This window comes from Geodermatophilus chilensis (genome assembly GCF_002802985.1).
Lineage (GTDB): Bacteria > Actinomycetota > Actinomycetes > Mycobacteriales > Geodermatophilaceae > Geodermatophilus > Geodermatophilus chilensis.
The window spans coordinates 1-12034 of the sequence record NZ_NVPT01000156.1; the positions used below are offsets into that span (position 1 = coordinate 1).

Here is a 12034-nt window from a genome sequence, read left to right on the forward strand (position 1 = left end):
TGTAGCACATGAAATGGCGCGTGCCGAGGGTCAGATGTGTATCACAGAGAGCCAGAGATCGCGGAGATCAGGGACCGCAGCACGGGGGAGACCCCTCAGGCGCCGCCGGGGCGGCGATTTCCGCGGAAACCGCCGCCCCGTCCCACTCCTGAAGGGCTCTCCCCGTGCTGCGTTCCATGAACTCCGCGATCTCCGGTCTGCGCGCCCACCAGACCAAGCTCGACGTCACCGGCAACAACATCGCCAACGTCAACACCGTCGGCTACAAGGCCTCCCAGACCGTCTTCGAGGACACGCTGTCCCAGGTCATGCGCAACGGCTCGGCGCCCACGGCGCAGGCCGGTGGCACCAACCCGGCCCAGGTCGGCCTCGGCGTCAAGATCGCCGGCATCACCACGAACTTCGAGCAGGGCTCGGCCCAGAACACCGGCCGCTCGACGGACTTCATGATCAGCGGTGACGGCTTCTTCGTCACCCGCGCCGGCAACGAGCAGCTCTACACGCGCGCCGGCTCGTTCAACTACGACGCCGCGGGCAACCTGGTCACCCCGGACGGCGCCCTGCTGCAGGGCTGGATGGCGACCGACGGCGTCGTGGACACCAACGGCGCGATCCGCACGCTGACCGTCCCGTTCGGCGACGTCATGCAGCCCACCGAGACCGACACCGGCGCGGTCGTGGGCAACCTGTCCAGCGCGGCGGCGACCAGCACCGGCGTGCAGACCCAGATGACCATGTACGACGCCCTGGGGACGGCGCACCAGATCAGCCTGTCGTTCACCAAGACCGGCGACAACACCTGGAGCGTCGTCGCGCGGGACGAGAAGGAGAACGTGCTCGCCAGCACCGCGGGCCCGCTGGTGTTCGACCCGGTCGCGGGCAGCCTGCCCGCCGGCTCGCAGACCTTCGAGATCACGCCGGACGCCAGCATGGCCGGCAGCTGGCCCGGCCAGATCACCATCGACCTGGCCGACCTGCGTCAGTTCGGCGGCCCCTCCGGCCTGACGCCGGCGCGGGTCGACGGCAACGCGATGGGCAGCCTGCAGTCCATCTCGCTCAGCGGCGACGGCACGGTCATGGGCGTCTACTCCAACAACCTGCGCGAGCCGATCGGCAAGCTGGCGCTGGCCACCTTCGCCAACCCCGGCGGCCTGGCGAAGGCCGGCAACAGCTCCTTCCGGGTGGGCGACAACTCCGGTCAGCCGGCCATCGGCGAGCCCGGCGGCGGCGGTCGCGGCACGCTCATCGCCGGCGCGCTGGAGATGTCCAACGTCGACCTGGCCGAGGAGTTCACCGGGCTGATCGTGGCCCAGCGCGGCTTCCAGGCGAACAGCCGCGTCATCACCAGCTCCGACGAGGTCCTGCAGGACCTGGTCAACCTCAAGCGCTGATGAAGGACCTCCCTCCTCCCCGCCACTCGTAGAAGGACCCCGTCCTCCCCGCCCCTCGCAGGCTCGGGGCGGTGCCCTGGACGGGGCCGGCGGGCCCCTGGAGGGAGGCCACGCGGCCCGGTCCCTCCCGAGCGAGGGGCCGGGCCGCCGTCGTCCGCACCCCCGTGTCACCGCAGGTCACACGCCTCACCCCTGGGGGTGAGGCGGCCTGTTCGGCTCAAGGCGCGCCCGCGCCAGGCCGAAGAGAACTGCAGATCGGCAGCCTGCGCGAGCGGTCGCCGTCATCCCCTCCCCGATCGAGCAAGAGGACCCACCGTGATCCGTGTGACGCGCCTGAACGGAGAGCGGTTCGCGCTCAACCCCGACCTCGTCGAACGGGTCGAGGGCCACCCCGACACCGTCGTCTTCCTGGTGGACGGCACCAAGTACATCGTCTCGGAGAGCGTGGAGGACGTGCTCGTGGAGATCCGCGAGTACCGCGCCAGCATCCTCGCCACGGCGTACGAGATGGACCGCGGCACCTACCGCTCGCCGGCCCGTGCTGAGGAGGCCGACGCGCGCGCCGCCGTCGTCCCCTTCCCGGCCCGCGAGGAGCGCTGACCCGTGGACCCCGCCACCCTCATCGGGTTCGTCGTCTCGCTCGTCGCCCTCCTGGCCTTCATGATCATGGAGGGCGCCGACCCGATGTCGCTGCTCTTCCTCCCGGCGATCATCCTCGTCATCGTCGCGACCTTCGGCGCGGCGATGTCCAGCCAGACGATGGACGACCTCAAGAAGATGCCCGGCTGGTTCAAGATGGCCGTGATGCCGGCCAAGGTGCCGCCGGCCACCGAGCAGATCCAGACCCTGGTGAGCCTCGCCGAGAAGGCCCGCAAGGAGGGTCTGCTCGCGCTCGAGGCGCAGGTCAAGGCGATCGAGGACCCGTTCCTCAAGCGCGGCCTGCAGATGGGCATCGACGGCACCGACCCCGAGGAGCTGCGCGCCGTCCTGGAGAGCGAGATCGCCGCCAAGAAGGCGGAGGACAAGGTCGCCGCCAAGTTCATGAACGCGATGGGCGGCTACGCCCCGACCATCGGCATCGTCGGCTGCATCGTCGGCCTGATGAACGTGATGGGGAGCCTCAGCGACCCGGAGGCGCTGGGCCCGATGATCGCCGCGGCGTTCGTCGCCACGCTGTGGGGCGTCATGGCCGCCAACTTCTGGTTCCTGCCGATGGGCGCGAAGATCCTGCGGGTCAGCGAGCTGCAGGCCGCGCAGATGGAGCTGCTGGTCGAGGGCATCGCGGAGATCCAGGCCGGTACCAGCCCGCGCGCCGTCCGGCTCAAGCTCAACTCCCTCATCCCGCCGAGTGAGCTGGCCAAGGAGGCCGCGTGAGCGCCGGCGGCCACGGCGGCCGCCGGCGCGGCAAGAAGCACGAGGAGGAGGAGCACGAGAACCACGAGCGGTGGATGGTGTCCTACGCGGACATGATGACGCTGCTCCTCGTGCTGTTCATCGTGCTGTACGCGATGAGCCAGGTGGACAAGCAGAAGTTCGCCCAGCTCGCCAGCGGCCTCTCCGACGCCTTCGGCACGCCGGTCTCGGTGATCCCGGCGGCCACGCCGGAGGGCGAGCCGCTCGACGGGCTCCCCGGGGCGATCGACATCGCCTCGGCCATCGCCCCGGAGAAGACCGTCTCGCAGGCGGAGGTCGACGCCGCCGCTGCGCAGGCCGCGCTCGCCGAGGCCCAGCAGGTCGCCGCCGAGGCCCGGGCCCAGTACGAGGACCTGACCGCGGTGCGGGAGCAGATCGAGGCCGCGCTGGCCGCCGCCGGCCACGCCGGTGCGGCCCGCTTCGAGATCGACGAGCGAGGGCTGGTCGTGCACATCGTGGCCGACCAGGTCCTGTTCGACGCCGAGCAGGCCGTGCTGCGACCCGAGGGCCAGCAGATCCTCGACGCGGTCGCCCCCACGCTGCGCGGGCTGCCCAACTCCCTCGGCGTCGAGGGACACGCCAACCACCTGCCGGTCACGCCCGGTGGGATCTGGCCGTCGAACTGGGAGCTGTCGGCCTACCGCGCGACGACCGTCGTCCGGTACCTGGCCGGCACCGGCATCCCCGGCGGCCGGATGGTCGCCAACGGCTACTCCGACACCCGTCCGATGGTGCCCCCGGCGGACCCCACCGCGATCAGCGTCAACCGCCGGGTCGACGTCGTGGTCCTGTCCACCGCCTCGGCGGAGGCCAACGAACTGCTCCCCGGCCTCGCCGCCGGGACCACCGACGCCGGCACCCCCCAGGAGGACACCCATGGCTGACAAGAAGAGCAAGAAGGACGAGACCCCCGAGGACGACGCAGCGAAGGGCGGCGGCAAGAAGAAGCTGCTGGTCGTCGGCCTGGTCGCGCTGCTCGCGGTCGCCGGCGCCGCGTACTTCTTCCTGTTCGCCGGAAGCGGCGAGGCCGAGGCGGCCGCGGAGCCCGAGCACGGCGGGTACGTCGCCCTGGAGCCGATCGCGGTCAACCTCGCCGGCGGCGGCTACCTCAAGGTCGGCATCACCCTGGAGATCACCGCGGAGGCCGCGGCTGGCGGACACGGTGGTGCCTCCGTCGACGGCGCCAAGGCCCTCGACCTGCTGATCTCGACCTACTCGCAGGCCCAGCCGGCCGACGTCGTGGGCGCTCGCGACGCGCTCAAGGAGGCCCTCGAGCAGAAGATCGTCGAGGCCTACACCGAGGACGGCGTCCCGATGGTCATGCACGTCTACCTCACCGAGTACGTCACCCAGTGATCTCGGGGGCGCACCCTCGGTGAGCCGCACTCGCATCACCCGCCACACCCGTCCGCCCTGACCGGCCGCGCCCCACGCCGCCGGTCAGGGCGGAGTCGTTCCCCGCCGATGAACCAGGGCGTGACCCGCCCCGAGAACGGACCCGCCCCCACCGGGCGCAGCCGCCGCGGCGAACCCCGCACCTACGACTTCCGCCGCCCCACCAAGCTCTCCCGTGAGCACGTGCGGGTGCTGCAGATCGCCCAGGAGGCGTTCGCGCGGCAGACGACGACCGTCCTCACGACGATGCTGCGGGCCGGCGCGCGCCTGGAGCTGCTCGGGATCGAGCAGCACTCCTACGACGACTACGTCGCCTCGCTGCCGGACCCCTGCTTCATCGTGACCTTCACGATCGAGCCGCTGGCCGGCAAGGGTGTGCTCGCCTACCCGCTCGACATCGCGATGGCCGTCGTCGACCACCTGCTCGGCGGCTCCGGCTCGGCCGACCAACCGGACCGGCCGTTGACCGTCATGGAGACGGCGATCACCAACCACCTGCTCGGCCGGCTGCTGCAGGAGTTCACCGCCTCGTTCGCGCACATCGTCGAGCTGCAGCCCGAGCTCAGCGAAATCGAGTACAACCCGCAGCTGGCCCAGGCCGCCTCCGGCTCCGACACCGTGATGGTGGCCTCGTTCGACATCGGGATCGGCGGCCGCAGCGGGGCCGCCACGCTGGTGCTGCCGTTCTCCTCCTTCCAGGTGCCGCTGAGCAACGCCGCCTCTCCGCAGCTGTCGGAGTCGGCCCAGGCCAAGCGGCGGCGCGCCTTCGAGGCCCTCAACGAGCGGCTCACCCACGTGCCGGTGGACGTCGGCGTGCGCTTCAGCCCGCTCGAGGTCTCCTCCGAGGACCTGCTCTCCCTCGCGGTCGGTGACGTGCTGCTGCTGCGCCATCCGCAGGACGCCCCGCTCGAGGTCACCACCAACGACGTGACCTTCGCCTACGCGATCGCCAGCAACCACCGCCGCCGGCTGGCCGCCGCCATCGTCCCCACCCCGGCCACCTCCCAGAACCCAGCCCAGAAGGACACCGCATGAGCGCCACCGTGGAGCACTCCCAGGCATCCGAGACCGTGATCGCCGTCGTGGCCTCCGCCGCACGGGCCGCGGCCGGGCTGGTGCCGGCGACCGCCGAGCTCGTCCCCGGCGCGCCGGTCAGCGACCCCGACGCCGTCCTCGTGCCCGCCACGGCCGCCGCCGCGGTCGCGGCCCGGCTCTCCGGCGAGGTCAGCGGGGACGTCGTCCTCGTCGTCTCGGCCGAGGTCGTCGACGCTCTCGCCAACTCCCCCGTCGGCCCGATGGACGTCGCCACCGCGCTGCGCCCGGCCCTCGAGGCCGCCGCGGCCACGCTGGGCCGGGTGCGCGTCGACGCCGAGCGCACCGAGGACCCGGACACCGCGATGGACGGGCTGCGGGACAAGGGCATGTTCGTCGCCGTCCCGCTGCTGACCGGCGACGGCACCGTCGAGGCGGTCTTCGCGCTGCAGGTGACGTTGCCCCAGGCGCGCACCCAGCGCGGCAGCCTGGACCTGCTGCGGCACGTGGCCATGGAGGTCACCGTCGAGATCGGCCGCACCCGGATGACCGTCGGCGAGCTGCTCTCCCTGCACCCCGGCGAGGTGGTCGAGCTCGACCGCGCCGCCAGCGCCCCGGCCGACCTGCTGGTCAACGGCACGCTCATCGCCCGCGGCGAGGTCGTCGTCGTCGACGAGGACTTCGGCCTGCGGATCAGCGAGATCGTCACCGACGCCTCCGAGATCGGGGGCCAGCCGGCATGACGTGGATGGTCATCCGGCTGGTGCTCTCGCTGGCCTTCATCGGCGCCGTCCTCTGGTTCGCCGCGCGGGTCGCGCAGAAGCGCGGTCTGGGCCAGGGCAACGGCCTCATCGAGGTCGTCGCCCGGCAGCGCATGGGCCGCACCAGCACCGTCAGCGTCGTCCGCATCGCCGATCGCGTGCTGGTCGTCGGCTCCACCGAGGAGCAGGTCACCCTGCTCGCCGAGGTGGACGGCGACGTGGTCGAGGAGGCGATCGCCGAGCGGCGGACGGCCACCACGCAGCCGGCCGTGGCCGGCGCCCCCGGCGCGCTCGCCGGCTCGGTGTTCGACCGCAACGGGTGGACGACGTTCGTCTCCCAGCTGCGGGAGCGGACGGTCCGCCGCTGATGACCGCCTCCCCCGCTCCCGTCCGGGGCGTCCCGGTCGCCCGGCGCGTGGGGCTGGTCCTGCTGCTCGCGGCGCTGCTCGGCGTCGTGCTCGCGCTGCTGGCCGGTCCGGCGTCCGCCGCCCCCACCGCGCCGGTCGAGCCGACGGCCCCGGTCGCCCCCGTGGTCCCCACCGTCGACGGCGGCGTGGACATCTCGATCGGCGGCGGCAGCCCCAGCACCTCGATCACGCTGATCCTCGCAATCACCGTGCTCTCGGTGGCGCCGGCGGTGCTGCTGCTGGCCACGTCGTTCACCAAGATCATCGTGGTGCTCTCGCTGACCCGGAACGCGCTGGGCATGCAGATGTCCCCGCCGAACACCGTGCTCACCGGCATCGCGCTGTTCCTGACGCTGTTCGTCATGGGCCCGGTGTTCTCCGAGATCAACGAGGGCGCCGTCCAGCCGTACCTCAACGGCGCCATGACGGTGTCGCAGGCCTACGACGTCGGCGTCGTCCCGCTGCGGGAATTCCTGCTCGACAACACCCGCGAGGACGAGCTGGCGCTGATGGTCGGGCTCTCCGGCGAGGAGGCCCCGGCCGACGCCGCGGCCGTCAGCATGACGACCCTGGTGCCGGCGTTCGTGCTCTCCGAGCTCAAGAGCGCCTTCATCATCGGCCTGGTCGTCTTCATCCCGTTCCTGGTGCTGGACATGCTGGTCAGCGCCGCGCTCATGTCGATGGGCATGATGATGGTGCCGCCGGTGATCGTCTCCCTGCCGTTCAAGCTGCTGCTCTTCGTGGTGGTCGACGGCTGGGCGCTGATCACGACGGCGCTGGTGGGGAGCTACGGATGAGCGACGCCGACGTCACCGAGATCGCCGTCCAGACGATGACGGTCGCCGCCAAGGTCGCCGCCCCGGTGCTGCTGACCGCGCTGCTGGTGGGTTTCCTCATCTCGCTGTTCCAGGCGGCGACGCAGATCCAGGAACCGACCCTCTCCTTCGTGCCGAAGATGATCGCCGTGGCGATCGCGCTGCTGGTCACGGGCAACTGGGTGCTCTCCGAGCTGGTCAGCTTCACCCAGTCCCTGTTCGACTCGCTGCCCCGCCTGCTCGACCGGACGTAGCGACCGTGGACCTCGAGGTCCCGGCGGGCACCCTCGCCGCGCTGCTGCTCGGCACCGCCCGGGCCACCGGCTTCGTGCTGCTGGCCCCGCCGTTCAACTCCAAGGGCATCCCGGCCCCGGTGAAGGGGGCGCTGGCCCTGGCCCTGTCGGTCGCGCTGATGACCCGCATCGCCCCGGGGCTGCCCGAGCCCACCACGGGCTTCCTCGTCGTCGGTGCGATCACCGAGGTCGCCATCGGCGCGGCGCTGGGCTTCGTCGTGCACGTGCTCTTCGCCGCCGTCCAGTACGCCGGCGACCTCATCGACCTCACCGGCGGCTTCTCGCTGCAGCCGGCCTACGACCCGCTGTCGATGACGACCAGCTCCTCGGTCGGCCGGCTGCACTACCTGCTCGCCACGACGCTGCTGTTCACCAGCGGCGGCCACCTGCTGATCGTGCGCGGCTTCGCCACCTCCTACGAGGGGATGCCGGTCGGCGGGGCGGTGCCCACCGAGCAGCTGGCCCAGGTGCTGATCACCGCGCTGTCGTTGATGTTCCTGGCCGCGCTGCAGATCGCCGGGCCGATGGTGGCGGTGCTGCTGCTCGCCGACGTCGCGCTCGCGCTGCTCTCGCGCGCCGCGCCCGCGCTCAACATCTTCTCCTTCGGCTTCCCGGTGAAGATCATGCTGACGCTGGTCCTGCTGGGCCTGACCTTCCCGCTGCTGCCCCCGGCCCTGGACACGCTGCTCGAGCACGCGATCCGGGCCATGGTCTCCCTGCGGACCGGCTGATGGAGCCGACGACCGCCCGGCGAGATCGGCGATCCCGCACGGTTGCGCCCTCCCGAGCGTGCGAGATCGCCGATCTCGCCGCGCACGGGAGGAGGTGAGTCGTGGCCAAGGACGGGCCGGGTGGGGAACGGACAGAGGACCCCACTCCGCAGCGCCTCAAGAAGGCGCGCAAGGAAGGCCAGATCCCGCGGACCCAGGAGCTGGGCACCTGGCTCGGTGCCGCGGCGGCGAGCTTCCTGCTGCCGATGCTGGTGCGCAACGCCTTCGACGAGGTCGGCCGGATGTTCGTGCTGGTCGGCGTGGTGGTCGAGGACCCCCAGGTCGAGACGGTGACGTCCCTGCTCGGGCAGGCCCTGAGCACCTTCGTCACCGTCGCGATGCCGATGGCGCTGGCCCTCATGGTCGTCGGCGTCGTGGCGTCCGCCGCGCAGGGCGGGGTCACCGTCACCGGCAAGCCGATGAAGCCGACGTTGAAGAAGCTCAACCCCTTCCCCGGGATGAAGCGGATGTTCGGCACCCACGGACTGTGGGAGGCGACCAAGGCGGTCATCAAGACCGCGGCCCTGGGCACCGTCGTGGTCGTCACCAGTGACCGGGCCCAGCAGCTGGTGTCGTCGTCCGGCGCGCTGCCGCTCTCGGCGATCACCGCGACCTTCACCGACTCCGCCATCCTGATGATCCGCGTCGTGGCGGTCACCGGCCTGGTGATCGCGGTCGCCGACTACGTCGTCGTCCGCAAGCAGACGATGAAGAAGCTCAAGATGAGCAAGTACGAGATCCAGCAGGAGCACAAGAACTCCGAGGGCGACCCGCACGTGAAGGCCCAGCGCCGGGCCACCCAGATGGCGATGTCGCGCAACCGGATGATGGCCGAGGTCGCCACCGCCGACGTCCTGCTGGTCAACCCCACCCACGTCGCCGTCGCGCTGAAGTACGAGGCCGACCGGGGCGCGCCCCGGGTGGTGGCCAAGGGCGCCGACGAGGTCGCCGCGAAGCTGCGCGAGCGGGCCGCCGAGGCGCGGGTGCCGCTGGTGCAGGACGTCCCGCTGGCCCGCGCGCTGCACGCCTCCTGCGAGATCGGCCAGGAGGTGCCGGCGCAGCTGTTCACCGCGGTCGCGCGGGTGCTGGCGTTCGTCATGCAGCTGTCGGCGCGCGGCGTGCGCGGCGGCTTCCACCGGCCCGGCTTCGCCGCGCCGGACGTGGAGGGGCTCCCGCGCGCCAGCACACGTCGTTGACGGTGCCGCTGGGGCGGGCGTGACGGCTGGGATGGACGGCGGTGCCCCGCGGTGGGCGCTCTGCCGATGAGGGGTCCGTGCAGACACTGACGAAGGCCGCCGTCCCCATCGGCGTGGTGGCCATCGTCCTCATGCTGGTCGTGCCGCTGCCCGCCGCGCTGCTGGACCTGCTGCTGGGCCTCAACATCACCGTGTCGCTGCTGATCCTGCTGGTCGCCATGCAGATCAGGCGGCCCCTGGACTTCGCCGTCTTCCCGTCGCTGATCCTCATCGCGACGCTGTTCCGGCTGGCGCTCAACGTCTCCTCGACGCGGCTGGTGCTGACCGACGGCTACGCCGGCAAGGTCATCGAGGCCTTCGGGCACTTCGTGATCGGCGGCTCGCTGGTCGTCGGTCTGGTGATCTTCGTGATCCTGACGATCATCCAGTTCGTCGTCATCACCAACGGTGCCGGCCGCGTCGCCGAGGTCGGCGCCCGCTTCACCCTCGACGCGATGCCCGGCAAGCAGATGGCGATCGACGCCGACCTCAACGCCGGGCTGATCAACGAGAAGCAGGCCCGGAAGCGGCGCACCGAGGTCACCGCCGAGGCCGACTTCTACGGCTCGATGGACGGTGCCTCGAAGTTCGTCAAGGGCGACGCCATCGCCGGCATCATCGTCACGCTGATCAACCTCATCGGCGGGATGGCGATCGGCGTCATGCAGCTGGGCATGGCCCCGGGCGACGCCGTCTCCACCTACTCGCTGCTGACCGTCGGCGACGGCCTGGTCTCGCAGATCCCCGCGCTGCTCCTGTCGACCGCGACCGGCATCATCGTCACCCGCTCGGCCTCCGACGGGGACATGGGCTCGGACCTGATCGCCCAGCTCGGCCGCTTCAAGCAGCCGGTGCGGATCGCCGGCGGCGCCGCCCTGGCGCTGTGCCTCATCCCCGGCCTGCCCAAGCTGCCGTTCCTGGTCATCGGCGGGGTCTTCCTGCTCATGGCCTCGCGCATGCAGGAGACCCCCGACGCCGACGAGGACGCCGACCCGCAGGCCACCGCGGACGACGAGCCCCGGCCCGACTCCCCCGAGGCGATCGCCGAGAAGATGCGGGTCGACCCGCTCGAGCTCGAGGTGGCCTTCGACCTGGTCGACCTGGTGGACGCCTCCCGCGGCGGCGACCTGCTCGACCGCGTCAAGGCGCTGCGCCGGAAGGTCGCGATGGAGACCGGCCTGGTGATCCCGCTGGTGCGCACCCGCGACAACCTCGACCTGCCGGCCTCGCAGTACGTCATCTGGCTCAACGGCGTCCCCGCGGCCAAGGGCACCTCGCCCGCCGGCACGGTCCTGGCGATCGGCGACATGCTCGACGGGCTGCCCGGCCGGGCCACCCGCGAGCCGGTGTTCGGGCTGCCCGCGAAGTGGGTGCCGGTCGAGCTGCAGCGGCAGGCCGAGATGGCCGGTGCCACCGTCGTCGACCGCTCCTCGGTCATCACCACGCACCTGGCCGAGGTCGTCCGGCAGAACGCCGCCGACCTGCTCGGCCGGGAGGACGTGCGGCTGCTGGTCGAGATGGTCAAGCGGACCCACCCGGTCGTCGTCGAGGAGCTCACCCCGACGCTGCTCACGCTCGGCGAGATCCAGCGGGTGCTGCACGGGCTGCTCGAGGAGAACGTCTCCATCCGCGACCTGGTGCGCATCTTCGAGGCGCTCTCGGTCCGGGCGAAGGTCTCCACCGACGTCGACGGCCTGGTCGAGGCCGCCCGCGCGGCGCTGGGCTCGGCGATCAGCCACCCCTACGTCACCCCCGACGAGCGGCTGCACGTCATGACCCTCGACCCGGCGTTCGAGCAGCGCCTGCTGGAGGCCGTGCGGCAGAGCGAGGCCGGCCAGGTCCTCGCCCTGGACGCCGGCACGGTCGACGCGCTGGTCAACGGGTGCGGCGGCCTGCTGAGCGACGCCGAGCGACTGGGCCTGGCCCCCGTGCTGGTGTGCTCGCCCCAGGTCCGGGCCGCGCTGTCCCGCCTGATGCGTCAGGTCCTCCCCCGCCTGCCGGTGATCTCCTACACGGAGGTCTCCCGCACGGCCCAGATCGAGTCACTGGGAGTGGTGAACGGTGCCGTTGCCGTCCGTTGAGGCCGCCTCGCGCGAGGGCGCCATCGCCGCCGCGCGGGAGAAGTACGGCTCGTCCGTCCGGATCGTCGGCATCCGCCGCGTCCGCACCGGTGGGGTGATGGGCTTCTTCACCACCGAGCGCTTCGTCGCCGAGGTGGAGGAGGCCGCCCCGCCACCCGTCGTCGAGCGCCGGCCCGCGTCGAAGGCCGAGTCGATGGCCCGCATCGAGGCCGCGCTGCGCCGCGACCCGGTGCTGCCCGACCCGGTCGACGAGGTCGCCGACCTGCTCGGTGGCGGCGGGCACCAGCCCTCCGTGGGGCTGTACTCGCGAACCTCCGCGCCGCGCGCCGCCCGTCCGGCTGCGGCGAAGGGCTGACCCTTCTACACATATGCAGCCTGCCACGACCCCCAACCGGTGACCTTCAGTGGGCACCTGAATATCACAACAAATACATCAACTAA

The 12034-nt window shown here is 71.6% G+C and carries 14 protein-coding genes; all 14 read left to right on the top strand.

The features are described from left to right. Positions 1-176 precede the first annotated feature (176 nt). Positions 177-1391 carry a flagellar hook protein FlgE gene (locus CNO22_RS21290; RefSeq protein WP_232807232.1) on the top strand — a complete coding sequence of 405 codons (1215 nt, stop codon included), beginning with the start codon at positions 177-179 and terminating at the stop codon, positions 1389-1391. A 324-nt stretch (positions 1392-1715) separates the two neighbouring features. Next, positions 1716-1991: a flagellar FlbD family protein gene (locus tag CNO22_RS21295; RefSeq protein ID WP_232807233.1), complete on the top strand. Its 276-nt coding sequence runs from the start codon at positions 1716-1718 to the stop codon at positions 1989-1991. Between the two features lie 3 nt (positions 1992-1994). Then, entirely contained in the window at positions 1995-2765 is a 771-nt protein-coding gene (locus CNO22_RS21300) for a motility protein A (protein WP_100501256.1), read from the top strand. Beyond that, positions 2762-3688: an OmpA/MotB family protein gene (locus CNO22_RS21305; protein ID WP_100501257.1), complete on the top strand. Its 927-nt coding sequence runs from the start codon at positions 2762-2764 to the stop codon at positions 3686-3688. Before CNO22_RS21300 ends, CNO22_RS21305 begins: the two co-directional genes overlap by 4 nt. Continuing rightward, on the top strand, positions 3681-4160 hold the full coding sequence (locus CNO22_RS21310; RefSeq protein WP_100501258.1) for a flagellar basal body-associated FliL family protein: 480 nt from the start codon (positions 3681-3683) through the stop codon (positions 4158-4160). The genes CNO22_RS21305 and CNO22_RS21310 overlap by 8 nt, the downstream gene beginning before the upstream one ends. 120 nt (positions 4161-4280) lie before the next feature. Further along, on the top strand, positions 4281-5234 hold the full coding sequence (locus CNO22_RS21315; protein WP_232807234.1) for a flagellar motor switch protein FliM: 954 nt from the start codon (positions 4281-4283) through the stop codon (positions 5232-5234). Then, a complete protein-coding gene (gene fliN, locus CNO22_RS21320) occupies positions 5231-5974 on the top strand; it encodes a flagellar motor switch protein FliN (protein ID WP_100501260.1) in 744 nt (247 codons plus the stop codon). Before CNO22_RS21315 ends, fliN begins: the two co-directional genes overlap by 4 nt. After that, complete coding sequence (locus CNO22_RS21325; protein WP_100501261.1) at positions 5971-6360, top strand: FliO/MopB family protein; 390 nt, start codon at positions 5971-5973, stop codon at positions 6358-6360. Before fliN ends, CNO22_RS21325 begins: the two co-directional genes overlap by 4 nt. After that, entirely contained in the window at positions 6360-7196 is an 837-nt protein-coding gene (fliP, locus tag CNO22_RS21330; protein ID WP_100501262.1) for a flagellar type III secretion system pore protein FliP, read from the top strand. The genes CNO22_RS21325 and fliP overlap by 1 nt, the downstream gene beginning before the upstream one ends. Then, entirely contained in the window at positions 7193-7468 is a 276-nt protein-coding gene (gene fliQ / locus CNO22_RS21335; RefSeq protein ID WP_100501263.1) for a flagellar biosynthesis protein FliQ, read from the top strand. The genes fliP and fliQ overlap by 4 nt, the downstream gene beginning before the upstream one ends. A 5-nt stretch (positions 7469-7473) precedes the next feature. Beyond that, positions 7474-8238 carry a flagellar biosynthetic protein FliR gene (gene fliR, locus CNO22_RS21340; RefSeq protein ID WP_100501264.1) on the top strand — a complete coding sequence of 255 codons (765 nt, stop codon included), beginning with the start codon at positions 7474-7476 and terminating at the stop codon, positions 8236-8238. Positions 8239-8339: 101 nt separating this feature from the next. After that, positions 8340-9473 carry an EscU/YscU/HrcU family type III secretion system export apparatus switch protein gene (locus tag CNO22_RS21345; RefSeq protein ID WP_100501265.1) on the top strand — a complete coding sequence of 378 codons (1134 nt, stop codon included), beginning with the start codon at positions 8340-8342 and terminating at the stop codon, positions 9471-9473. A 77-nt stretch (positions 9474-9550) separates the two neighbouring features. After that, a complete protein-coding gene (flhA, locus tag CNO22_RS21350; RefSeq protein WP_100501266.1) occupies positions 9551-11593 on the top strand; it encodes a flagellar biosynthesis protein FlhA in 2043 nt (680 codons plus the stop codon). Then, the gene (locus CNO22_RS21355) at positions 11574-11948 is read left to right on the top strand and encodes a hypothetical protein (RefSeq protein ID WP_100501267.1); all 375 of its coding nucleotides are present in this window, start codon (positions 11574-11576) and stop codon (positions 11946-11948) included. Before flhA ends, CNO22_RS21355 begins: the two co-directional genes overlap by 20 nt. Positions 11949-12034: the final 86 nt, after the last annotated feature.

What these genes read in the sequence shown, in the direction of transcription:
- CNO22_RS21290 (WP_232807232.1), top strand. Translation starts at nt 177, where the DNA reads ATGAACTCCGCGATCTCCGGTCTGCGCGCCCACCAGACCAAGCTCGAC.
- CNO22_RS21325 (WP_100501261.1), top strand. Translation starts at nt 5,971, where the DNA reads ATGACGTGGATGGTCATCCGGCTGGTGCTCTCGCTGGCCTTCATCGGC.
- CNO22_RS21310 (WP_100501258.1), top strand. Translation starts at nt 3,681, where the DNA reads ATGGCTGACAAGAAGAGCAAGAAGGACGAGACCCCCGAGGACGACGCA.
- fliP (WP_100501262.1), top strand. Translation starts at nt 6,360, where the DNA reads ATGACCGCCTCCCCCGCTCCCGTCCGGGGCGTCCCGGTCGCCCGGCGC.
- fliN (WP_100501260.1), top strand. Translation starts at nt 5,231, where the DNA reads ATGAGCGCCACCGTGGAGCACTCCCAGGCATCCGAGACCGTGATCGCC.
- fliQ (WP_100501263.1), top strand. Translation starts at nt 7,193, where the DNA reads ATGAGCGACGCCGACGTCACCGAGATCGCCGTCCAGACGATGACGGTC.